Origin of the sequence: Mesorhizobium sp. SARCC-RB16n, from assembly GCF_008520305.1 — a bacterium.
GTDB lineage: Bacteria > Pseudomonadota > Alphaproteobacteria > Rhizobiales > Rhizobiaceae > Mesorhizobium.
In genome coordinates, this window is sequence record NZ_ML703270.1 from 80,679 (window position 1) to 102,004 (window position 21,326).

The window sequence follows — 21,326 nt, forward strand, 5'->3', positions numbered from 1 at the left end:
TATTTCCCAGTCGGGAACCGTGAACCATGAACTCGAACGTGCAAAGCCTGAAAGCCTTTCTCGGCGGCGCCGGTCGGCTCGCTTTGGTCGAAGTGGCCGGGACAAAGGGTTCGACGCCGCGTGAGAAGGGCGCCTTCATGCTTGTTTCGCCGACGGCGGCCCACGGCACGATTGGCGGCGGTCAGCTCGAATACATGGCCATCGACAAGGCGCGGCAGATGCTGGGCTCTTTGCGCTCCGCACCTTTCAGCGAATATGCCGACGTCGGCGCCGCCCCTCATCCGCCTGCCGGCACCTTCTCCCCGTATAGTGACGGGGAGAAGGGAAGCGGCCGTAACGCCGGCGACCCCCTCTCCCCGTCCTTACGGGGAGAGGGTAAGGGTGAGGGGCGGCGCGACGCTGACGAAGCTGTCGTCACGCTCGACGTTCCGCTCGGGCCGGAAATCGGCCAATGCTGCGGGGGCCGGGTCAAGGTGTTGATCCGTTTGGTCGACGGCACAATCGAGGAAAAGCTGATAGCGAACGCTGAATCGGAAGAGGCGCATCTGCCGCATGTCTATCTCTTCGGTGGGGGCCATGTCGGCCAGGCGTTGGCCGCGTCGCTGGCGCTGCTGCCGATCCACGGCGTCGTCATCGAAACACGCGCCGAGGCGCTAGAAGGCATGCCGGAAACCGTCGAGACACGGCTGACGCCGATACCCGAGGCCGAGGTGCGCAACGCCCCTGCCGGTACCGCCTTCGCCATCCTCACTCATGACCATGCGCTCGATTTCCTGATCGTCGCCGAAGCGCTGAAACGCGGTGACGCGGCCTATGTCGGCATGATCGGCTCGAAGACCAAGAAAGCGACGTTCAGGACCTGGTTCCTGAAGTCGGCGGACGGCGCAGAGGCCGAATTCGCCCGCCTCGTCTCGCCGATCGGCGGCGATGCCGTCAAGGACAAGCGCCCGCCTGTCATCGCCGCGCTTGCCGCCGCCGAGATCATGACGGCGCTGGTCAGCCACGCGACTGCGGGTCATCGGGCTCTGCAAGGCAAGGTGACAGCCGGCTAGCTCGGTCGCCGGAGGCCGAGGTGCGCGCGTAGCGTGGTGCCTTCATACTCCTTGCGGAACAGGCCGCGCCGTTGCAGTTCCGGCACGACCAGAGTGGCAAAGGCATCGAGTTCGCCGGGGAAATAAGCGGGCATGACGTTAAAGCCGTCGGCGGCGCCGCCTTCGAACCGCGCCTGCAACTCGTCCGCGACCTGGATCGCTGTCCCGACGATGCGCCAATGGCCGCGCGCGCCGGCGAAATGTCGCGCAAGCCGGCGAATGGAAAGGCCGTCGCGGCGCGATTGTTCGATGACCAGGGCCTGCCGGCTTTTCATGCCCTCGCTCTCGGGCAATTCGGGCAGTGGCCCGTCGATCGGATGGCGCCAGAGGTCGGAGGTGCTGAGATAGCTGGACAGCAGGGCCACGCCGACATCGTCGGGGATCAATTCCTGCAATTCCTCGAATTTCTCGCGGGCCTCGGCCTCGGTTTCCGCCACCACGGGCGCGACGCCGGGCATGATCTTGATGTCGTCGGGCTCACGCCCATAGGCCGCCAAGCGCCCTTTGAGGTCATCGTAAAAGGCCTTCGCTTCCTCGAAAGTCTGCGCGGCCGTGAACACCACGTCGGCGGTGCGGGCGGCGAGGTCGCGGCCGACATCCGAGGCGCCGGCCTGCACCATGACAGGCGCGCCCTGTGGCGAAGGCGGCAGGTCGAGTGGATCGCGCACCGAAAAGCTCTGGCCGTCATGGCCGGACGGCCCGCCGTGCCACAGTCCGGTGACCACCACGGCGAATTCGCGCGCCCGCTCGTAGCGGTCGGCATGGGGCTTGAGGCCTGTCGCGCCGAAATTGGCGGCCTCGATTGGGCTGGCTGATGTGACGAGGTTCCAGCCGGCGCGGCCACCGCTCAGATGGTCGAGCGACAGGAAGGTCCGCGCCAGGCCGTAAGGTTCGTTGTAGCTGGTCGACGCCGTGGACACGAGGCCTATACGGCTGGTCTGGACAGCCAGCGCCGAAAGCAGGCTGATTGGTTCGAAGCCGATCGAGCGCGACGTCTGGCTGGCGATGCCGACATTGGCCTCGCGCAGGCCGGCGGCGTCCTCGCAGAAGATCATGTCGAACTTCGCCGCTTCCGCCGTGCGCGCCAGCGCGATGTAGTGATCGATGTCGATGCCGGCGGTCACATGCGCCTTGGGGTGGCGCCAGGCGGCGATGTGATGGCCCGTCGCCCACAGGAAGGCGCCGAGCTTCATCTGCCCGGTCATAGATCACCTCCGCCGACCAATCCGAGATGCGAGCGCAACGTCGTTCCGCGATAGCTCTTCCGAAACAGGCCGCGTCGCCGTAGCTCCGGCAAAACGCGGTCGACGAAATCGTCGAGCACCGAAGGCTGCGCGGGTATCAGGATATTGAACCCGTCGCAGGTTTTCGCCCGGAATTGTTCCTCCAGCCTGTCGGCGACGGCGGCCGGCCTATAAGCGGCGGCTAGCGTGATGGTCGTCAGCACCTTCACGGCATCCGGCTCGTGCCTGGCGGCCATGACGCGGCGCTTCAGATCGTCATAACGTGCTTTCGCACCTTCTGCCGGTCCGTCTTCCAGCAACATGACATCGGCCGTGCGGGCAGCAATATCCAGGTCCGCCGCCGCCAGGCCCGACAGCGCCAGCACCGGCATGTCCTGCGGCGAGCGCGCGACGTTCAGCGGGCCGCGCACGGAAAAGAACGCACCCTTGTGGTCGAGCAGGTGCATCTTTTCGGGGTCATGGAAGCGGCCGCCGCTCTTGTCGAACAAGAGCGCGTCCGCATCCCAGCCGTCCCACAGGCCTTGGACGATGCCGATATATTCCTCGGTGCGGCGGCGAAAATCGTCGTCGGAGAACCCTTCCGGCCGGCTGAAATTGCCTGCTTCCCGTGGCGCTTGCATCATTGTCGCATTCCAGCCGGCGCGGCCATGGCTGATGATGTCGAGCGAGGCAAAGCGGCGCGCCAGATTGTAGGGCTGGTGGGTAACAGTCGAGGCTGCGGCGAGAAGGCCGATCTTCTCGGTCACGGTCGCCAGCGCGGCGACGAGAGTGGTCGCTTCGAACGGACTGCTCGACCGCTCGTCGCCCGGCAAGGAGTCCGAGATGATGACCATGTCGATACTGGCCGTCTCCGCGTTCCGTACCAAGGCTGCTATCTCGCCGAATGTCAGGCCGGCCTGCCCTGTGGAAGCAATGTCGAGCGAAACGGCGAGATGCATTTGCGGCCCATTTGGCTGCCAGCGACGTCGCGCAGCCATCCGGCTACCAACCTAGGCTGGCTTGCGCGTAAGGCAACCGGATCAGATGGGCCAAGAGGCCATCACTTGCCGGCCAGAATGTCCTTGATCAGCCGCTGGCAGCGCTCCGCCATGAAGTCGAGCAGGAGCCGCACCTTGGGATCCTGCAGCTTCTTGTGTGGATAGACGGCCGCGAACTGCACCGGAGTCGGCGGGGTGCTGGTCAGGATCACTTTCAGCCGGCGGTCGCGAATGAACGGCTCAACCTCGAAGCGCGGCTTGTTGATGATGCCGCGCCCCGACAGGGCCCAACCTGTCAGCACGTCGCCGTCGTCGGTGTCGTAGGGGCCATGCACCTCGAATTTCTGCGGGCCAGCCGGCGTTTGCAAGGTCCAGACATATTCGCGCGCGCCGGAATAGCGCAGCATCAGGCAGTCATGCTTCCTGCCGATCAGCTCCTGCGGCTCCATCGGCTCGCCGCGCGCCTCCAGATATCTGGGTGCGGCGACCAGCACACGCTCGCATTCCATGATGCCGCGCATCCGAAGACTGGAATCTTCGATGATGCCGAGCCGGAAGGCGACGTCGATGCCTTCCTTCATGATGTCGACATTGTGGTCCGAGAGCCTGAGCCGCACCTCGATGTCAGGGTATTTGTCGTGGAAATCGGGAATGCCCGAGGCCACCAGCCGGCGCCCGAGGCCGAGCGGTGCGGTGACGCGGATGGTTCCGCGTGGCTGGCCGGACAGGGCAGAAACCGCGGCTTCCGCCTCGGTGATCGCCTCCAGCACCTGCTTGGCGCCGGAATAGAAAACAGTGCCGTGTTCGGTCGGCATCAATTGCCGGGTGGTGCGGTTGAACAGCCGCACGCCGAGATGCTTCTCCAATTCCTTGATGCGATTGGAGGCGACAGCCGGCGAAATGCGCATGTCGCGGCCCGCCGCCGACAGATTGCCGAGCTCGACGACACGGACGAAGACGGCAATGTTGTCGAGATAGGCCATGAGTTTTCCGTGGCGTCACTGAGCTGCGTGCGATGAGCGTAGTATTTTCCATTTTTTTTTGAAAGTCATCGCACACCTCGCCTCTTTCCGTTTGCGCTCCAGTCCGTAAAGTCACCTGATCGGCAGGGACGACTTCAATGATGGATTTCGCTATTTTCTGGGACTGGCTGAGCTTTGCCGTGCGCTGGCTGCACGTCGTCACCGGAATCGCCTGGATCGGCTCGTCCTTCTATTTCGTCGCGCTCGATCTTGGCTTGCGCCAACGACCCGGCATGCCGGTCGGTGCCTTCGGCGAGGAATGGCAGGTGCATGGCGGCGGCTTCTACCACATCCAGAAATATCTGGTGGCGCCTGCCGAGATGCCCGAGCACCTGACCTGGTTCAAATGGGAATCCTACGCCACCTGGCTGTCCGGCTTCGCCATGCTGTGCGTGGTTTATTACGCCGGCGCGGACCTGTTCCTGATCGATCCCAATGTGCTGCCGATGTCGGTGCCGGTTGGCATCCTGCTGTCGATGGCCACGATCGGCGTCGGCTGGGTCGGCTATGATCTTTTGTGCCGCTCGCCGCTCGGTAAAAGCGACACCGGCCTGATGCTGGTGCTCTATGGCGTGCTGGTCTTCATCGCCTGGGGGCTGACGCATCTGTTCACCGGCCGCGCCGCCTTCCTGCATCTGGGCGCCATCACCGCGACAATCATGTCGGCCAATGTCTTCATGGTCATCATCCCCAATCAGAAGATCGTCGTCGCCGACCTCATCGCCGGCCGCAAGCCCGATCCGAAATACGGCAAGATCGCCAAGCAGCGTTCGCTTCACAACAACTACCTGACGTTGCCGGTGCTGTTCCTGATGCTGTCGAACCATTATCCGCTGGCTTTCGGCACGCAGTTCAACTGGGTCATCGCGTCGCTGGTGTTCATCATCGGTATCCTGATCCGCCATTATTTCAACACCGTGCACAAGCGTGCCGGTAATCCGCACTGGACGTGGCTGGGCGCCCTTGTCCTGTTCCTCATCATCATCTGGCTGTCGACCGTGCCGAAGGTGCTGACCGGCGAACCGAAGGCCTCCGCCTCGGCGGACATCTATATCGCCTCGGCGCATTTTCCCGCCGTTCGCGACACCGTGCTCGGCCGCTGCTCGATGTGCCATGCGCAGGAGCCGGTCTATGAGGGCATCTACCACGCGCCCAAGGGAGTGATGCTCGATACCGACGCCAACATCGCCAACCACGCTCGCGAGATTTATCTTCAAGCCGGCCGCAGCCACGCCATGCCGCCCGCCAACGTCAGCCAGATATCGGACAAGGAACGGGCGCTGCTGGTAGCCTGGTTCGAAGGCGCGGGGAAATAGGCATGACCTCGACACTTCTGCGCGGCCGCACGCTGTTCTTCGTGCGCTGGCCGCAAACCATCGACGACCATTCCGCCTGGCGCTACGAGGAGGATGGCGGCCTGCTGATAAGGGACGGCAGGATCGTTGCATCAGGCACCTATGCCGATGTCGAGAAACAGGCCGGTGAAGGCGTAAGAAAGATCGATCACCGGCCGCATCTGTTGCTGCCGGGCTTCATCGATGCCCATGTGCATTTCCCGCAGATGCAGATCATCGCTTCCTATGGCGCCGAACTGCTCGACTGGCTGAACACCTACACCTTTCCCGAGGAAACAAAATTCGCCAACGCGCAGCATGGCCGCCGCATCGCGCGGCTGTTCCTTGACGAGACGGTGCGCCATGGCACCACGACGGTTGCCGCCTATTGCTCGGTACACAAGGCCTCGGCGGAAGCCTTCTTCGCCGAGTCGCATGCGCGCGACATGCTCAACATCGCCGGCAAGGTGATGATGGACCGCAATGCGCCCGACGGCGTGCTCGATACGCCGCAATCTGGCTATGACGACACCAAGGCACTGATCGCGGAGTGGCACGGCAAGGGGCGGCAGCACTATGCCATCACGCCGCGCTTCGCCATCACCTCTTCACCGGAGCAGATGGAGATGGCCGGCGCGCTGTGCCGCGAATACCCTGGCCTGCATATGCAGACGCATCTGTCGGAAAACCACGCCGAGATCGCCTTCACGCAACAGCTTTACCCCTGGTCGCGCGACTACACCGATGTCTACGAACATTATGGGCTGCTGGGCAAAAAGAGCCTGTTCGGCCACTGCATCCATCTGTCGGAGCGTGAGGCGGACGCGCTGTCGGACAGCGGTTCGGTGGCCGTGTTCTGCCCGACCTCGAACCTGTTTCTCGGCTCAGGCTTGTTCGACTATCAGCGCTTTCGCCGCCGCGACAAGCCGTTGCGCATAGCGGCCGCCACGGATGTCGGCGGCGGCACCAACTATTCCATGCTGCGCACCATGGACGAGGGTTACAAGGTGATCGCGCTGAACGGCGAGAAGCTGAACCCGTTCCAGTCGTTCTGGCAGCTGACACGCGGCAACGCCGAGGCGCTGTCGGTGGTGGACAAGATCGGCACGCTGGACGAAGGCACCGATGCCGACATCGTCGTCCTCGACGCCAGGGCAACGCCGGCGATGCGGCTCCGGATGGAAACGGTCGAGACGCTGGCGCAGGAGTTGTTCCTGCTGCAGACGCTGGGCGACGACCGCGCGGTGCGCGAGGTCTATGTCGCGGGGCGGCCTGCCAAGAGCGACATCGCAATTTAGCACTGCGGTGTGTTCCAGCTTGACCCGGCGGCAGCCATCGGTCAAAGCGTGCGGCGAAGTTGACAGGGAAACGACATGGCCGTTGCTGACGACATCGCTCTGATCAAGAGACAGGAAGAGGCCCTTGTCTTCAAGGCCTTCGACGAGGCCGTCGCCTTCAAGCTCGGCTCGGCGATCCGTGACCGCGCGCTGGCTGAGAATCTGCCCGTCATTGTCGATATCAGGACTTTCGACCGGCCGCTTTTCTATGCCGCCATGCCGGGTTCGAATGCTTCCAACCCCGATTGGGCGCGGCGCAAGATCAATGTCGTGAAGCGCTATCTCAGAAGCACTTATCGTCTGGTGCTGGAGCAGCAGCGCTCCGACCGCACCTTCAAGATCGGCGAGGGGCTCGATATTGCGGACTATGTGCTCGCCGGCGGCGGCTTCCCGGTCACGGTCAAGGGCGCCGGTGTCATCGGTGTGATCGCGGTGTCCGGCCTGCCGGAGCGCCAGGATCATGGCGTGGTGGTCGATGCGCTGTGCGATCACCTGGGCGTGGACAGGCGCGAACTGGCGCTGTCCGCGGAATGACCGAACCCGATCCCAAGGCTTTTCTTATCTCGATCTTCGATGCGGCCGTCGCCGCCGCCGATCCGGAGCGCACCATCCGTGACCATCTGCCGGCCAGGCCAAAGGGCCGCACCATCGTCATCGGCGCAGGCAAAGGCTCGGCGCAAATAGCGGCGGCGTTCGAGAGGGTCTGGGATGGCCCGATCGAAGGGCTGGTCGTCACCCGCTACGGCTATGGCGCCAAATGCGAGCGCATCGAGATCATCGAGGCGGCGCATCCGGTGCCGGACGCGGCCGGTCTCGAGGCCTCGCGTCAGCTGCTGGAGAAGGTGCGAGGGCTGACGGCGGACGATCTGGTCGTGGCGCTGATTTCCGGCGGCGGTTCGGCGCTGCTGCCGTCCCCAGCCGCCGGCCTGACACTGGCCGACGAGATCGCGGTCAACGAGGCGCTGCTCGCCTCCGGCGCGCCGATCGCGGCGATGAATACCATCCGCAAGCACCTCTCCACCATCAAGGGCGGCCGGCTGGCTGCCGCCGCCTGGCCGGCCAAGGTGGTGTCGCTGGTGGTCTCAGACATTCCTGGCGACAATCCGGCCCTGGTCGCGTCCGGCCCGACCGTTCCCGATACTGGCAGCCGTGAAGACGCACTGGCCTCGATATCCGCCTATGGCATGAAACTGCCGGCCTCGGTGATGGCGCATATCCAGTCGCCGGAGGCCGATGCACCAGATCCCGAGGACGAGCGCTTTTCGCGCAACGAGGTGCATCTGATCGCCTCGGCTGGGGTGTCGCTGGAAGCGGCAGCAGTGGAGGCGAGGCGGCAAGGCATAGAAGCCGTCATCCTTTCCGATGCCATCGAAGGCGAAGCGCGCGAGGTCGGTGGAGTCCACGCCGCGATCGCCCGCGAAGTGGCGACGCGCAACCGGCCCTTTCAAAAGCCGGTTCTGATCCTCTCGGGCGGTGAGACCACCGTGACCCTGCGGGCCAAAGGCAAGGGCGGCCGCAACTCGGAATTCCTGCTCGCCTTCGCCATCGGCATCAATGGCGTAGAGGGCATTCACGCCCTTGCCGCCGATACTGACGGGATCGACGGTTCGGAAAACAATGCCGGCGCCTTCGCCGATGGTTCGACCGTCTCGCGCATGCGCGCGGCGGGCGTGGATGCCAAGGCGATGCTGGCCGGCAACAATGCCTGGACGGCTTTCAACGCCATCGGCGATCTTTTCGTACCTGGCCCGACCGGCACGAATGTGAATGATCTCAGGGCAATTCTCGTTCGTTAGAACCGGCAATTAAGCGGCCATCAGCTTCTTCACCTGTTTCATATCCTGCAAAAACCGCTCGCGCTCGGCCTCCTTGTCGGCGTGATCCCGAATGCGCAGGATGAAGGACGGATGGATGGTGACGAACACCCGCAAACCATCCTCGCGCTCGATCACCTGGCCGCGCATCTTGGTCACCGGTATCGCCTTGCCAAGCAGGGATAGCGCCGCCGTCGCGCCGAGCGCCACGGCGAGGTTCGGCTTGATCAGGTCAAACTCTTGGTCCAGCCACCAGCGGCAGGCTTGAACCTCGCCGACATTGGGCTTGGAATGGATGCGCCGCTTGCCGCGCGGCTCGAATTTGAAGTGCTTGACCGCGTTGGTGACATAGACCTTCAGGCGATCGACCCCGGCATCGTCCAATATGGCATCCAGGATCTTGCCTGCCGGGCCGACGAATGGCTGGCCGGCGAGGTCTTCCTGGTCGCCCGGCTGTTCGCCGACAAAGATTACCTTGGCATTGTCAGGCCCTTCACCGAATACGGTCTGCGTCGCATTGCGCCAAAGCGGACAGCGGCGGCATCCCTTGGCGGCCTCGCGCAATTCGGAAACCGTGTCCGCGGCATCGTCATCAGGCGCCTCGGTGGGCTGCTGCTTCGGCCAGTGCCTCGCCTGCACCTTGGCGTGGTGCGGCGTCGTTGGCATCTTCGCAATCATATCTCTGGCGGCCTTGTCCGCTCCCGCGATCAGGTGAGGAATGAACGAGGCCTCGGGAAGGTTCCGCCAATTTTCTGCCTGAAGCGCCGGCACGCCATCTCATTGATGATGACGGCGGAAAAAATGATTGCCGCCGGATCGTTCAGCCATCACACTTCGTGCAGGTAAAGGTGATAGTCTAACTCGCTGACCGTGCGCGCCACGCGCAGGTATTCGGACTGCTTGATCGCCACGAAGGTGCGGTGCAGGTCCTCGCCGAGCGCGCCCTTCAGGAAGCTGGACGCCCTGGCCGCTTCGATGGCGGCGCGCCAATCCGCCGGCATCGTCGTGCGGGTGACGGCTGCCTCATAGCCATTGCCGGTCGTTTCGGGGCCAGGATCGAGCCCCTCGTCGAGGCCTTTGACGATGCCGGCGAGCACCGTCGCCGCGATCAGATAGGGATTGGCGTCGACGCCGGACGGCCGATGCTCGATGCGCCGGTTCTTCGCATCGCCCGCCGGCACGCGCAACGCCACCGAGCGGTTGTTGACGCCCCAGGTCGGTGCCACCGGTGCGTAGGATTGCGAGACGAAACGGCGCCAGGAATTGGCGTGCGGCGCAAACACCAGCATCGATTCCGCCATCGTCTGGATCAGGCCACCGAGGCCACGCAGCAGCGGCAGCGACCAGCTTTCGCCGGCGGCTTCCGAAAAGACGTTTCGGCCGTCCCTGTCCTGCAGCGAGACGTGGAAATGCATGCCCGAGCCGGCATATTTCTCGATCGGCTTGGCCATGAAACAGGCGGTGACGCCGTGGCGGCGCGCCTGCGCCCGCACCAGCCGCTTCAGCATGACCAGATCGTCTGCCGCCCGCATCACGTCCTTGCGGTAGTTCAGCGTCAATTCGTACTGGCCAGGCGCATATTCGGAAATCACCGTCTCGGCCGGAATGCCTTGCGCCTTGGCGGCGGCATAGATGTCGGAGAACAGCGGCTCCATGCCGTGCAGATGGTCGACGGAATAAACCTCGGTCTTGCCCGAGATGCGGCCGTCGAGCACCGCGCGCGCCGGCTGCACCTTGCCGTCGGCATCGCGCTCATTGGCCAGCAGAAAGAACTCCAGTTCGAAGGCGCCAGCCGGATGGAGGCGCTTGGCCGCCAGTATGTCTACCTGCCGGGCAAGCGCCAGCCGCGGGTCCGACGACATGGGCTGGCCGTCGAGATGGTACATCGCCATCAGCACCTGGCCGCGCGGCGGGTTCGTGCCATAAAGCGGCACCAGCGTGCCTGGAATCGGCCATGCCCTGAGATCGCCGTCGCCGCTATCCCAGATCAGCCCGGTTTCGTGCACATCCTCGCCGGTGATGTCGAGGCCGAGGATCGAGATTGGCATGTGCCGGCCGCCATCGAAAATGCTTTTCAGCTCGTGCCGGCGCACGATCTTGCCACGCCCGACGCCATTGGCGTCGGTCAGCACGATATCGAAGGCCTCGATCTCGGGATGGGCGTCGAGGAAGGCCTGCGCCTCGGTGGGCGTGGAGCCCGAAGGTGAAGTCATGATGGAACTCGGGTTTGGCTTGGTGGCTTGTCTCATGCCGCAAGCTTTGCCGCAACCGCGCCAAACGCGGTGATCAGCCGGTTGACCTGGGCGCCCGACGTTGCTGGCGAGATCAGCATCATGTTGTGGAAGGGTGCGATCAACACGCCGCGATTGACCAATGCGACATGGATGGCGGCTTCGAGTTCCGGCGCATGCGCGCCCTCGGCCTCGGCGCCATTGCGCAGCGGGCCGGGCGCGCAGATGAACTCGACGCGAGCCCCGACACGGGCGACATGCCAGGGCAGGCGGTAGCGATCGATCACGCCGGTCAGTCCGGCATCGAGCCGCCGCGCCAGATGGTCCATGCGGTCGTAGTTCTCCTGCGTCATCACCTCCTCGAGCGTGGCGCGCATGGCGGCGAATTGCAGCGGGTTGGCCGAGAGTGTCGTGCCCATGCCGGAATAGCCCGGCTCTTTCGTCCTGTTGTAGTCGGCATAGCGCGAGGCGACTTCATCGCTCATGCCCCACACGCTCGCCGGCACGCCGCCGGCAATCGGCTTGCCCAGCACGAACAAGTCCGGCTCCAACCCATATTTCCGGGTGTAGCCGCCCGGGCCGGTTGAGATCGTATGCGTCTCGTCGATCAAAAGCAGCGTGCCCGCTTCGCGCGTCAACTTTCGCAACGCATTATGGTAGCCGGGATCAGCCAGCACCATGCAGGAATTGGTCAGCACCGGCTCGGCGATCACGCAGGCCACATCCCTGTCCTTGAGCGCTGCTTCCAGCGCGGCAATGTCGTTGAATTCGATGACTTTGGCCGTGCGGGTCAGGTCGCGGAACTCGCCCGCCAGCCCGGGCCGGTTGACGGGCTTGCCGTCGATCAGCCGTACCATCGTCTCGTCCACCGAGCCGTGATAGCAGCCATTGAAGACCAGGATTTTTTCCCGTCCGGTGACCGCACGCGCCACCCGCAGCGCGAAGCGGTTGGCGTCGGTCGCCGTCGTTGCGATCTGCCAGAACGGCAGGCCGAAGCGCTGCTGCAGCAGCGGCCCGATGGCGAGTGCGTCTTCCGAAGGCAGCATATAGGTCAGGCCGCGCCCGGCCTGCCGGCGAATGGCACGCGCTACCGGCGGCGGCGAATGGCCGAACATCGAACCGGTGTCGCCGAGGCAGAAATCATCGAGCCTGTTGCCGTCCATGTCGGTGATCGTGGCGCCTCGGGCGCTGTGGACCAGGATCGGAAAGGGCGTCGGCCAGTCGTTCATCCAATGCATCGGCACGCCGCCGAAGAAGCCGGGCAGTCCGTTGCCGACCTTGGCCTCCGATTTCGGCCGGGCCTTGCGGAAGGCGGCCCCTTCCGTCTCGCGCAATTGCGCGATGCGGTCACGACCGATGCCGCCGATGGTCGTTGAACTGTCGCTGCTGTGCATGAAAATCCCTCTGGCTTGTCCCTCTTAGCCAATCCACCTCAGCAACGGCAATCGGCCGCGCGTCCGTTCTGCATTGGCTCAGCCCTTGCTGGCGGCGCTTGACGCTCTCCGTGAACTGGGCGCCAATGCGGATGGCATTGGGGGCTGGGCAAAAGCGGACGATCATCTGCACGACGACACTGCTCCAGGGCGATGAAGGCGTCTATGGTGGCAAATACAAGCTCGCCGTCTATGACAGCACGGCCGACAAGGACAGCGATGGCAAGGCGGTCGATCTGACCGGCAAGGTCTCCTGCGGCGCCGAGTGATCGGCCATCCGGATTACGCGGTGATGTCGATGACGCCGCAGTCGCCGGCGGCACTGCCGAAGGCGACGCGGCGTTCTTCCTTGTCCCACATCATCGCGGTGATGGCGCCCTTGCCCGGGCGTCGCAAAAGCACTTCCTTGGCATCGGAAAAGCGCACGGCCATAACCATGCCGTCGTCGTAACCGACGGCCACGACGTCCTGGCTCGGGTGGCAAGCGACCGCTGTCACCATGGCATTGCCGCGCGTGCCGAGTTCCAGCGGCGCCTTGCCCATCGGGCCGTCCTTGCCCGAAAACGGCCAGACGATCGCCGCTGGCGCACCGGAACTGGCCAGCCATTTGCCTTTCACGCTCCAGGACAGGCTTTTGACCTTGCCGGGATAGCCGCTCATGCGCATGTGCTTGCCGTCGGCGAGCTTCCAGCCATGCAAGGCGTTTTCCTGCATGGTGGTGACCAGAAAGGCGCCGTCCGGCGAGAAGGTGATGCCAGTGTGCGCGCCCGCCCATTCGAGCTCCACCGGCTTGCCTTCGGCGGCCGGGAAATGCAGCGTCGCGCCATTGTAGCGGGCGACGCCGAAGCGCATGCCCTTGGGCGAGAAGGCTAGCCCCTCGACCGAGCGCGGATGGGCAAATTCCCGGGTCTTGCCATCGGCGAAGCGCACGAAGGCGGTCTTTCCCGTGGCATAGGCGATGGCGCCTTGCGGCCCGGCGGCAACGCTGGTGACCCACTTCTTGCCGGCGCTCGCCACCTCCTGGGTCTCACCGCCGGCTTTCACGGCAAACACCTTGCCGTCCTCACCGCCGGTGATCAGCCGGTCGTTCGCCGCGTCATGGAAGGCGGCAAGCAGCCCGTCATTGGCCTGCACTGTCTTGTGGCCATTGTCGAGCCGGTGGACAGCGCCATCGGCCAGCGCGAAATGCGGCACGTCGCCGAGGAAGACGGCGGCAACGCAATGGCCTTCGAGATCAAGCGGGGCGACCGTGGGCATGATTGTCTTGTTCAACTGGATAAGATTGAAGAGGCGGCTTACTCGACGTTTGTGGTTCCGGCAACCGGCGAATCAGCGATGGCGAGAGGCTGTCGTCAAAGCAGCCCCTTCGCCCGCAGATCGGTTGCGAACGTGGCCAATGGCATCACCAAAGTTAGGTTCGATCCCTGGAGGCGCTCGGCCCCGTAGCTGGCATACCATCTTGCGGCCCTCTCGCTCTTGGCATCGATGATGAGCAGGATGCCGCCACCTTCGCCGGCAAGTCGCAAGCAGCGCAATGCGGCGGCGGCAAGCAGTTGACCACCGAGTCCTTGCCCGGCAACGCTGCGGTCGGTCGCGAGCCGGGCAAGCTTGAACCCAGAAACCTCGTGCCGCGCCAGCCCTCTCGTCATCGTCTCCGGTACGGTTTCATGAGCAATGGCTGATGGCGCGATCGTATAGAAGCCAAGGATCCGCTCCAAAGCCGCATCGTCGATGGCGCAGAAAGTCTTGGCGGCATTCTGTTCGTGGCTTTGCCGTGCGAACCGCCGCAGAAAATCGTTCATCTGCGCATCGCCGCAATCGAACGAGACCCGATCATGGCGTTTCGCAATCGGCTCCTCGTGCCAGGACGGAAGCGTCACAGAGTGTCCGGCAAGGCCGTGATCGCTGCTCGGAGCTTGGCATTGGGTTTCGGCGGATTCTCCAGCAGGTTGAGTATCCGTGTGAAATCACGGTCGGACACTTTCGCAACCTCGGCTGCTTCGATTACGGCCTGTGCTTCGGGAACCACCTTGTTGAGAATGAAGTCGGTAACGTCCTGATGAGATAGCGCAGCGGCACGCGCGATCATCGCCTTTTGTGCAGGCGCGATGCGAATTTGATAGCGCTCGGTTTTGTTGTCGGCCGACCTGGGCATCGGAAATCTCCTCGGGTCCATGTACACATGATATGTGTACATGGACCCATAGTCAATCTCGAAGGCCCATCAATACAGCCTTACGAGGCCTGGCAGGCCTCGAAACTCTTCCTCAGCCGTTCGGCGTCGAGTTCGCGGCCGATGAACACCAGCCGGCTTTCGTGCTTTTCGCCGTCTTTCCAGGCGCGCTGGTGGTCGCCTTCGATGATCATGTGCACGCCCTGGATGACATAGCGCTCGTCATCGCCCTTGAGCGCAATGATGCCTTTCAGTCGTAGGATGTTCGGGCCTTCCATCTGGGTGATCTTCTCGATCCAGGGGAAGAATTTCTTCGGGTCCATCTCGCCACCGCGCAGCGACACCGACTGCACCGTCACGTCATGGATGTCGGACGGATGCGCGTGGTGATGGTGGTCGTGCCCATCGTGGTCGTGGTCGTGATCATGATCATGGTGATCGTCATGCGCCTCGAGGAAATGCGGATCGTTTTCCAGCGCGCGGGTAAGGTCAAAGGCGCCGCGGTCGAGCACCTCCGACAGGGCTACGCCGGCGCGCGTCGTGCGGTGGATCCTGGCCGCCGGATTGATGGCACGGATCGTCGCCTCGACCTTGGCGAGTTCTTCCGGTGTGACGAGGTCGGTCTTGTTCAGCACCACGACATCGGCGAAGGCGATCTGGTCCTCGGCTTCCTTGGAATCCTTGAGTCGCAGCGGCAGGTGCTTGGCGTCGACCAGCGCCACCACGGCATCGAGCTTGGTCTTGGAGCGCACGTCGTCGTCCATGAAGAAGGTCTGCGCCACCGGTACCGGATCGGCCAGCCCCGTGGTCTCGACGACGATCGCGTCGAAGCGGCCGGGCCGGCGCATCAGGCCCTCGACGACGCGGATCAGGTCGCCGCGCACCGTGCAGCAGATGCAGCCATTGTTCATCTCGTAGATTTCCTCGTCGGATTCCACGATCAGGTCGTTATCGATGCCGATCTCGCCGAATTCGTTGACGATGACGGCGTAGCGCTTGCCGTGGTTCTCCGACAGGATGCGGTTGAGCAGCGTCGTCTTGCCGGCGCCGAGATAGCCGGTGAGAACGGTTACGGGGATTTGCGTCTGTGCGTCGCTCATGGCTTGCCTCGAAATGACTGGGCCCTGAAATCCAGGCCGCGAAAGGGATGTCGGCTCCATATAGGATGTGTGCCGGGCTTTTGCACGGGGCAAAACATGGACCAAAAGCCGCCGGCAGGGATCGTGCTGTGATCATGGCCGCGCAAACTGGTCGTCGTCCCGGCGATGAAATGGTTCGCGGACCGCCCTGCCAGGAGCAGTCGGCCGTGGGATCTCAGTTGCCGGGAATCCGCTTCTCGCCAAACTCGTTTGTCATCTAACTGAAATAAACATCTGGCATCACCACGGCGGACACCGCAATGCTTGCCGGCAAAGCTGTTTCGAATGCCGGAATCTTTTCGATCGTCGATTGCCAACCGGCCGGTTGCGTCTATGCTGTGCGCACCGGTACGGCCGAAGAGGGATGACCATGGCCAAGGCGGACAAGACTGCAACGATGAGCCGGCTGCATTCAGCGGCAAGGCTGGCAAGGACCGCGCTGGCGGCACGACTTCTGGCTCACGGCTTCTATGCCGGCCAGGACCAGATCATGCTGGCGCTGGACCGCGAGGACGGCCAGACGCCGGGCAATCTTGCCGGGCGTCTCGGCGTGCGTCCGCCGACCATCACCAAGACCATCAACCGGCTGCAGGCGCAGGGGTTTCTGGAAAAACGCGCGTCGGAATCCGATGCCCGCCAGGCCCATATCTTCCTCACCGATACCGGCCGTGAAACCATCCGCGCCATCGAGAAATCGGTGAAGAAGACCGAAAAGCAGGCGCTGAAGGGCCTCGACAAGAAGGACCAGAAGGCGCTGTTCAAGCTGCTCGCCCGCATCGAGGCCAACCTCTCCAACGAGGAACTGGTGCTGATCGACGACGACGCCGAGTCGGACGACTGATCTCGTTGGCCGTCAGGCCGCCGCGGCGGCTCCGTGGATCAAGGACGACCAACGTCCCGGCGTGATGCCGAACGCTTTCTTGAATTGCCTGTTGAAATGGCTCTGGTCGCTGAAGCCGGCCTCGATCGCGATCTGCGCCAAGGGTTCGCCGGCGGCGATCATCCTGCGCGCGCGCTGAAGCCGGCGCATCACCAGGAAACGATGCGGACTGGTCGAGAAGGCCGTGCGGAAATGTCTCGACAGGGCATAGCGGTCGAGACCCGTGACGGCTTCCAACTCGCCCGAACGCACGGGCCGGTCGAGATTTTCCGTGAGATACTCACGCGCCACCGTCGCCGCCCGCCACGCCGTCCCGGCTAGTGGCTTTGCCGGCTTGCCGGCATGCCGGGCCAGGCTTTGCATCAGCTGCGCCAGGAAGTCGTCGACGAACAGCTCGTCGAGTTCCTGCTCCAACGGCCCGAGCGCCGAAAGCAGCGTCGCGCAGAGCGCATCGTCCGTCACCACCCCGTCCCTGACGAACGGCAGCGCCGTGCCGCCGAGACAGTCGAGCATCAGCGACGGCTCGAGATAGAGCATTCTGTAGCGCAGGCCTTCCTCCGTGCCCGCGCCGCCATCGTGCAATTCGTCGGGATGCAGCACGATCACCTGGCCGGGCAGGCTCAGCCTTGCCGCGCCGCGATAGCGGAAGGTCTGCACGCCGCGCAATGTCACCCCGATCGCATAGGTGTCGTGGCGATGCGGATCGAAGGCGCTGCCGTGAAACCGTGCCTCGATGCGCTCCATCCCGGCAGGGTCGGGAGCGGAGATGATGCAGTTTTCAGCGGCATCGGCGCACAAACGTCCAAGACCCTCGAAGGCCTGGCGGTCTAGTTCGAACGACATCGTCTCCTTCAGCCTCGCAACACGGGGCCTAACCTCGAATGGTCCATTTTCTCATGTTCGATACGAAATTTGCAATCGTACTGCGGGAAGATCTGCCCGTCTGGCAGAAACTCAACGTCACCGCCTTCCTAACCAGCGGCATCGTCGCGCAGTTTCCCGACATCATCGGCGAGCCCTATCGTGACCGCGCCGGCAATCTCTACAATCCGCTCTCGGTCCAGCCGGTCATCGTGCTCTCGGCCGACCAGGCGACGCTTAGTGCGATCCACCGGCGTGCGCTGGAACGCGGCGTCACCACCTCGCTCTACGTCGAAGGTGGCCGGCATCGCGCTGCGCGCCGACAAGAAGGTCGTCGACAAGATCACCAAGGGCGCCCGTATGCATGCGTAGCGCCCGGAGACTAAGCCTGGCGGCAACTGTTGTTGTACCAGCGATCCCAGGCGCGGCAGCGGGCGACAATTGACTTGCCGGCAAGCGACAATTCCCGCAAAGGTGAGGCTCCAGCCCAGCTTCCCCCGGCCTGCACGTGAATCCTTCCCAAAGATATGTCGAAAGCGCGACGCCGCCGGTGGCGATCCTGTGCATGCTGACCACCTATGTCTTCTTCACCTTCCTCGACACCTCAAGCAAATATCTCGTCCTGGCCGGCGTTTCCGTCCTGATCGTCGCCTGGGTGCGCTTTGCCGTGCATGTCGTGCTGGTCGGGGCGCTGCTGCGCGGCTGGCGCGAACCGGTGCGGTTTCGCCCGGTCAACCTGCCGGCGCATGTGATGCGCGGCGCCTTCCTGTTCGGCTCGACCATTTTCAACGTCCTGGCGTTGCGCTCCCTGCAACTGGCCGAGACGACATCGATCTATTTCTTCGGGCCGATGGTGATCACCGCCCTTGCCGGCCCGCTGCTCGGCGAATGGGCAGGCTGGCGGCGCTGGCTGGCGATCCTGGCCGCTTTCGCGGGGGTCCTGATCATCACGCGGCCAGGTGTCGGCGTTTTCGGCATCGGACATCTCTTCGCGCTCGGCTCGATGCTGTCGAACTGCTTCTATGTCATCATGACGCGCCGCATGTCGGCGACCGAGACGCCGGAAAGCCTGATCCTGTTTTCGGCGCTGGCGCCAGCGGTGCTGCTTTTGCCCATGCTGCCGTTTTCATTTTCCCTGCCGCATGATGGCTGGCACTGGTTAGTCCTGCTGATGCTTGGCGTGTTCGGCGGCGTCGGCCACTGGCTGCTGGTCCAGGCCTATCGGCTGGCGACGACCACGGCGCTGGCGCCATATCCCTATTCGCAGATGGTGTGGATGATCATTTCCGGCTGGATCGTCTTTAAGCAGTTCCCCGACCGCTGGACGCTGGTCGGCGCCGCCATCATCGTCGCCAGCGGCCTCTACATCGTCCATCGCGAACACCGGCTTCGGTTGCGCAGCCGCGCGGCCTCCGATGTGGAAGCGGAAGCGCTGGCAAAAAAACTTTGATTTAGCCCCGATCGATGGCATAAGGCCGCCCTTAAACAGTTTAAAAAACGACGGGGAGCGAAAGGCTGGCACAGAAGATCAAGCTGTCGACGATCGCGGATGCGCTCGGCGTGTCCACGGCCACGGTTTCGCTGGCGCTGCGCGACAGCCCGCTGGTTGCCGGCTCGACGCGCGACCGCATCAAGGAACATGCGCGCGCCATCGGCTATATCTACAACCGCCGCGCCGCCAGCCTGCGCACTTCGCGCTCGGGCATCGTCGGTGTCGTCGTGCACGACATCATGAACCCGTTCTTCGCCGAGATCCTGCGCTCGATCGAGAGCGAGCTCGACCGCAGCCGGCAGACCTTCATCCTGTCCAATCACTATGATCAGCTCGAAAAGCAGCGCACCTTCATCGATACGCTGCTGCAGCTCGGCGCCGACGGCGTCATCATGTCGCCGGCCATCGGCACGCCCGCGTCCGACATCGTCATGGCCGAGGAGAACGGCCTGCCGGCGGTGCTGATCGCACGCACCGTCGAGGGCGCCGACGTGCCGGTGTTTCGCGGCGACGATGCCTATGGCACGGGCCTCGCCACCAACCACCTGATCTCGCTCGGCCACAAGCGTATTGCCATGGTCGGCGGCACCGACCAGACCTCGACCGGGCGTGACCGCTACCAGGGCTATGTCAACGCCATGGAGGCGGCCGGGCTCGAAGTCAGGCCCTCCTGGCGCATCGCCGGCCCGCGTACCAAGCAGGCCGGTTTCGAGGCCGCCGGGCAGTTCCTGGCGCTAAAGGACAGACCGACCGCCGCTTGCTGCTGGAACGATCTCGTCGCCATCGGCTTGATGAACGGCATCGCGCGTGCCGGCCTGGTGCCGGGCGTCGACATCTCCGTCACCGGCTATGACGATCTCGAAGAGGCGGCGATCGCCACGCCGGCGCTGACCACCGTCTGGAACGGCCAGCGCGAGGTTGGCCGCCGCGCCGCCAGCGCGCTGCTCGACAAGCTCAATGGCCAGACGGTGCGGCCCTCGCAGGAATTGATCAGGCCGGAGCTGCATGTGCGCCAGTCGACCGGCAAGCCGGTGGAGCGTGCATGACCCAGGCCGAATATCTGCAAGCCGTTGCCATTCTGGTGCCGGCGGATTTCAGCGACCATGCTGTCGCGCGCATCGACCGGACGTTCAGGCGCGTCGGCATCGAGCGCGCCGATCCGGCGCTGGTTACCGAGGAGATGCGCCGCACCGTGCGCGGCATTGCATCCTTTGCCGGCATCAGCGCGGCGATGATGGATGCATTGCCCAACCTCGAACTCATCGCCTCATTCGGTGTCGGCTACGATTCGGTCGATGTCCGCCATGCGGCGGCGAAGAACGTCATGGTCACCAACACACCCGACGTGCTGACCGAGGAGGTCGCCGACACCGCGATCGGGCTGCTGATCAACACCATCCGCGACCTGCCGCGCGCCGAGACCTGGTTGCGTGACGGCAGCTGGGTTCGCAAGGGCAACTATCCGCTGAGCCGGCTGACCTTGCGTGCGCGCCGTGTCGGTATTTTCGGCATGGGTCGCATCGGGCAAGCGATTGCCCGGCGGCTGGAAGCCTTCGGACTGCCGGTCGCCTATCACAACAGGCGTCGTGTCGAAGGTCTTGCCTACCAGTACCACCCGACGTTGAAGGGCTTGGCCGAGGCAATCGACACACTGATTTCGGTGGCGCCCGGCGGTGCTTCGACGCAGAAGGCGGTCAATGCCGAGGTCCTGTCGGCGCTCGGCGCGAACGGCGTCTTCGTCAACATCGGACGCGGCAGCACGGTCGACGAGGCGGCTCTCGCGGCCGCTCTCGCCGACGGCACCATCGCCGCCGCCGGACTCGATGTCTTCGCCGACGAGCCGAATGTCCCCAAGGCGTTGCTCGACTTGCCAAACACCTCTTTGCTGCCGCATGTCGGCTCGGCCTCGGAGCACACGCGCCGCGCCATGGCGGACCTGTGCGTCGACAATCTGGTGTCCTGGTTCACCGAGCGCCGGCCGCTGACCCCAGTGCCGGAGACGGCTGACGTTCAGGCGCGCGCTTGAGTGCCCGGCTTCGCCATATTTATTAACATCGCAAGCTTCACCGTTGTTGTCGCCAGTCGTGACGTTGGACCAGCGGAGATTGGTACTGCGCCCAGGTCTCGGTTCCGGAATCGCGATCTGATTCGCATTGGCGGCCGATCAGCGACGTCTGTCGATGCCGACGCGGATAGGGCGGTCACCATTCGCCTAATGCATGTCGCCCGGAAGTGTCCTCGGTTCCGGGATAACGACATGCATAAAATCAGAAGCTTACAGCAGGTCGGGCGAATCCT

Annotated in this window: 21 protein-coding genes and 1 pseudogene; 11 read left to right on the plus strand and 11 right to left on the minus strand. The window is 63.9% G+C overall.

The genetic code is table 11. The annotated features are described in order from the left end of the window. Positions 1 to 26 precede the first annotated feature (26 nt). Positions 27 to 1,052 carry a xanthine dehydrogenase accessory protein XdhC gene (xdhC, locus tag C7I87_RS18720; protein ID WP_149905594.1) on the plus strand — a complete coding sequence of 342 codons (1,026 nt, stop codon included), beginning with the start codon at positions 27 to 29 and terminating at the stop codon, positions 1,050 to 1,052. On the opposite strand, the gene C7I87_RS18725 is transcribed toward xdhC, so the two are convergent. The 3 genes from C7I87_RS18725 to C7I87_RS18735 form a co-directional block, all read right to left on the minus strand. After that, complete coding sequence (locus C7I87_RS18725; protein WP_149905595.1) at positions 1,049 to 2,296, minus strand: LLM class flavin-dependent oxidoreductase; 1,248 nt, start codon at positions 2,294 to 2,296, stop codon at positions 1,049 to 1,051. The genes xdhC and C7I87_RS18725 overlap by 4 nt on opposite strands. Further along, positions 2,293 to 3,273: an LLM class flavin-dependent oxidoreductase gene (locus tag C7I87_RS18730; protein ID WP_149905596.1), complete on the minus strand. Its 981-nt coding sequence runs from the start codon at positions 3,271 to 3,273 to the stop codon at positions 2,293 to 2,295. The genes C7I87_RS18725 and C7I87_RS18730 overlap by 4 nt, the downstream gene beginning before the upstream one ends. A gap of 101 nt (positions 3,274 to 3,374) precedes the next feature. Continuing rightward, the gene (locus tag C7I87_RS18735; protein WP_149905597.1) at positions 3,375 to 4,295 is read right to left on the minus strand and encodes a LysR family transcriptional regulator; all 921 of its coding nucleotides are present in this window, start codon (positions 4,293 to 4,295) and stop codon (positions 3,375 to 3,377) included. 137 nt (positions 4,296 to 4,432) lie between these two features. Between C7I87_RS18735 and C7I87_RS18740 the strand changes: the two genes are divergently transcribed. From C7I87_RS18740 to C7I87_RS18755, 4 genes are all read left to right on the plus strand, one after another. Then, positions 4,433 to 5,650: a urate hydroxylase PuuD gene (locus C7I87_RS18740; protein ID WP_149905598.1), complete on the plus strand. Its 1,218-nt coding sequence runs from the start codon at positions 4,433 to 4,435 to the stop codon at positions 5,648 to 5,650. A 2-nt stretch (positions 5,651 to 5,652) separates the two neighbouring features. Further along, positions 5,653 to 6,966 carry a guanine deaminase gene (guaD, locus tag C7I87_RS18745; protein WP_149905599.1) on the plus strand — a complete coding sequence of 438 codons (1,314 nt, stop codon included), beginning with the start codon at positions 5,653 to 5,655 and terminating at the stop codon, positions 6,964 to 6,966. Positions 6,967 to 7,041: 75 nt separating this feature from the next. Then, complete coding sequence (locus C7I87_RS18750; protein ID WP_149905600.1) at positions 7,042 to 7,539, plus strand: heme-degrading domain-containing protein; 498 nt, start codon at positions 7,042 to 7,044, stop codon at positions 7,537 to 7,539. Next, positions 7,536 to 8,801, plus strand: a complete 1,266-nt coding sequence (locus tag C7I87_RS18755; RefSeq protein ID WP_149905601.1) for a glycerate kinase type-2 family protein — start codon at positions 7,536 to 7,538, stop codon at positions 8,799 to 8,801. Before C7I87_RS18750 ends, C7I87_RS18755 begins: the two co-directional genes overlap by 4 nt. A 9-nt stretch (positions 8,802 to 8,810) precedes the next feature. Here C7I87_RS18755 and C7I87_RS18760 read toward each other — a convergent pair whose 3' ends face one another. The 3 genes from C7I87_RS18760 to C7I87_RS18770 are packed head-to-tail and all read right to left on the minus strand — an operon-like array spanning position 8,811 to position 12,444. After that, complete coding sequence (locus tag C7I87_RS18760) at positions 8,811 to 9,590, minus strand: UdgX family uracil-DNA binding protein (protein ID WP_281409063.1); 780 nt, start codon at positions 9,588 to 9,590, stop codon at positions 8,811 to 8,813. 56 nt (positions 9,591 to 9,646) lie between these two features. Then, positions 9,647 to 11,032: a glutamine synthetase family protein gene (locus C7I87_RS18765; RefSeq protein ID WP_149905603.1), complete on the minus strand. Its 1,386-nt coding sequence runs from the start codon at positions 11,030 to 11,032 to the stop codon at positions 9,647 to 9,649. A 32-nt stretch (positions 11,033 to 11,064) separates the two neighbouring features. After that, on the minus strand, positions 11,065 to 12,444 hold the full coding sequence (locus C7I87_RS18770) for an aspartate aminotransferase family protein (RefSeq protein WP_149905604.1): 1,380 nt from the start codon (positions 12,442 to 12,444) through the stop codon (positions 11,065 to 11,067). Positions 12,445 to 12,575: 131 nt separating this feature from the next. Between C7I87_RS18770 and C7I87_RS35285 the strand changes: the two genes are divergently transcribed. Next, positions 12,576 to 12,752 carry a hypothetical protein gene (locus C7I87_RS35285; protein ID WP_188393908.1) on the plus strand — a complete coding sequence of 59 codons (177 nt, stop codon included), beginning with the start codon at positions 12,576 to 12,578 and terminating at the stop codon, positions 12,750 to 12,752. Between the two features lie 13 nt (positions 12,753 to 12,765). Here C7I87_RS35285 and C7I87_RS18775 read toward each other — a convergent pair whose 3' ends face one another. The 4 genes from C7I87_RS18775 to C7I87_RS18790 all read right to left on the minus strand — a co-directional run bounded on the left by C7I87_RS18775 (position 12,766) and on the right by C7I87_RS18790 (position 15,756). Next, on the minus strand, positions 12,766 to 13,740 hold the full coding sequence (locus C7I87_RS18775; protein WP_149905605.1) for a WD40 repeat domain-containing protein: 975 nt from the start codon (positions 13,738 to 13,740) through the stop codon (positions 12,766 to 12,768). A 95-nt stretch (positions 13,741 to 13,835) separates the two neighbouring features. Continuing rightward, positions 13,836 to 14,363, minus strand: coding sequence for a GNAT family N-acetyltransferase (locus tag C7I87_RS18780; RefSeq protein ID WP_149905606.1), 528 nt, complete (start codon positions 14,361 to 14,363; stop codon positions 13,836 to 13,838). Then, on the minus strand, positions 14,360 to 14,638 hold the full coding sequence (locus C7I87_RS18785) for a type II toxin-antitoxin system TacA family antitoxin (protein ID WP_149905607.1): 279 nt from the start codon (positions 14,636 to 14,638) through the stop codon (positions 14,360 to 14,362). Before C7I87_RS18785 ends, C7I87_RS18780 begins: the two co-directional genes overlap by 4 nt. Before the next feature lie 80 nt (positions 14,639 to 14,718). Then, complete coding sequence (locus C7I87_RS18790; RefSeq protein WP_149905608.1) at positions 14,719 to 15,756, minus strand: CobW family GTP-binding protein; 1,038 nt, start codon at positions 15,754 to 15,756, stop codon at positions 14,719 to 14,721. A 409-nt stretch (positions 15,757 to 16,165) separates the two neighbouring features. Here C7I87_RS18790 and C7I87_RS18795 point away from each other — a divergent pair, with 409 nt between their 5' ends. After that, entirely contained in the window at positions 16,166 to 16,636 is a 471-nt protein-coding gene (locus tag C7I87_RS18795; RefSeq protein ID WP_127278016.1) for a MarR family winged helix-turn-helix transcriptional regulator, read from the plus strand. Between the two features lie 12 nt (positions 16,637 to 16,648). Here the strand turns inward: C7I87_RS18795 and C7I87_RS18800 are convergent, their stop codons facing one another. Next, complete coding sequence (locus C7I87_RS18800; protein ID WP_149905609.1) at positions 16,649 to 17,518, minus strand: AraC family transcriptional regulator; 870 nt, start codon at positions 17,516 to 17,518, stop codon at positions 16,649 to 16,651. A gap of 53 nt (positions 17,519 to 17,571) precedes the next feature. On the opposite strand from C7I87_RS18800, the pseudogene C7I87_RS18805 reads away from it, so the two are divergent. The 4 genes and pseudogenes from C7I87_RS18805 to C7I87_RS18820 all read left to right on the plus strand — a co-directional run bounded on the left by C7I87_RS18805 (position 17,572) and on the right by C7I87_RS18820 (position 21,054). Next, positions 17,572 to 17,908 (plus strand): annotated as a pseudogene (locus C7I87_RS18805) (DUF2000 family protein). Positions 17,909 to 18,101: 193 nt separating this feature from the next. Then, complete coding sequence (locus C7I87_RS18810; RefSeq protein WP_188393906.1) at positions 18,102 to 18,986, plus strand: DMT family transporter; 885 nt, start codon at positions 18,102 to 18,104, stop codon at positions 18,984 to 18,986. Positions 18,987 to 19,051: 65 nt separating this feature from the next. Continuing rightward, on the plus strand, positions 19,052 to 20,074 hold the full coding sequence (locus tag C7I87_RS18815) for a LacI family DNA-binding transcriptional regulator (RefSeq protein WP_149905611.1): 1,023 nt from the start codon (positions 19,052 to 19,054) through the stop codon (positions 20,072 to 20,074). Further along, a complete protein-coding gene (locus C7I87_RS18820; protein ID WP_149905612.1) occupies positions 20,071 to 21,054 on the plus strand; it encodes a 2-hydroxyacid dehydrogenase in 984 nt (327 codons plus the stop codon). The genes C7I87_RS18815 and C7I87_RS18820 overlap by 4 nt, the downstream gene beginning before the upstream one ends. Positions 21,055 to 21,326 lie beyond the last annotated feature (272 nt).

Excerpts from the sequence above, each read along its gene's own strand:
- xdhC (WP_149905594.1), top strand. The coding sequence starts at position 27 with ATGAACTCGAACGTGCAAAGCCTGAAAGCCTTTCTCGGCGGCGCCGGT.
- C7I87_RS18725 (WP_149905595.1), bottom strand. The coding sequence starts at position 2,296 with ATGACCGGGCAGATGAAGCTCGGCGCCTTCCTGTGGGCGACGGGCCAT.
- C7I87_RS18730 (WP_149905596.1), bottom strand. The coding sequence starts at position 3,273 with ATGCATCTCGCCGTTTCGCTCGACATTGCTTCCACAGGGCAGGCCGGC.
- C7I87_RS18735 (WP_149905597.1), bottom strand. The coding sequence starts at position 4,295 with ATGGCCTATCTCGACAACATTGCCGTCTTCGTCCGTGTCGTCGAGCTC.
- C7I87_RS18740 (WP_149905598.1), top strand. The coding sequence starts at position 4,433 with ATGATGGATTTCGCTATTTTCTGGGACTGGCTGAGCTTTGCCGTGCGC.
- guaD (WP_149905599.1), top strand. The coding sequence starts at position 5,653 with ATGACCTCGACACTTCTGCGCGGCCGCACGCTGTTCTTCGTGCGCTGG.
- C7I87_RS18750 (WP_149905600.1), top strand. The coding sequence starts at position 7,042 with ATGGCCGTTGCTGACGACATCGCTCTGATCAAGAGACAGGAAGAGGCC.
- C7I87_RS18755 (WP_149905601.1), top strand. The coding sequence starts at position 7,536 with ATGACCGAACCCGATCCCAAGGCTTTTCTTATCTCGATCTTCGATGCG.
- C7I87_RS18765 (WP_149905603.1), bottom strand. The coding sequence starts at position 11,032 with ATGACTTCACCTTCGGGCTCCACGCCCACCGAGGCGCAGGCCTTCCTC.
- C7I87_RS18770 (WP_149905604.1), bottom strand. The coding sequence starts at position 12,444 with ATGCACAGCAGCGACAGTTCAACGACCATCGGCGGCATCGGTCGTGAC.
- C7I87_RS35285 (WP_188393908.1), top strand. The coding sequence starts at position 12,576 with ATGGCATTGGGGGCTGGGCAAAAGCGGACGATCATCTGCACGACGACA.
- C7I87_RS18775 (WP_149905605.1), bottom strand. The coding sequence starts at position 13,740 with ATGCCCACGGTCGCCCCGCTTGATCTCGAAGGCCATTGCGTTGCCGCC.
- C7I87_RS18785 (WP_149905607.1), bottom strand. The coding sequence starts at position 14,638 with ATGCCCAGGTCGGCCGACAACAAAACCGAGCGCTATCAAATTCGCATC.
- C7I87_RS18790 (WP_149905608.1), bottom strand. The coding sequence starts at position 15,756 with ATGAGCGACGCACAGACGCAAATCCCCGTAACCGTTCTCACCGGCTAT.
- C7I87_RS18795 (WP_127278016.1), top strand. The coding sequence starts at position 16,166 with ATGGCCAAGGCGGACAAGACTGCAACGATGAGCCGGCTGCATTCAGCG.
- C7I87_RS18800 (WP_149905609.1), bottom strand. The coding sequence starts at position 17,518 with ATGTCGTTCGAACTAGACCGCCAGGCCTTCGAGGGTCTTGGACGTTTG.
- C7I87_RS18810 (WP_188393906.1), top strand. The coding sequence starts at position 18,102 with ATGCTGACCACCTATGTCTTCTTCACCTTCCTCGACACCTCAAGCAAA.
- C7I87_RS18820 (WP_149905612.1), top strand. The coding sequence starts at position 20,071 with ATGACCCAGGCCGAATATCTGCAAGCCGTTGCCATTCTGGTGCCGGCG.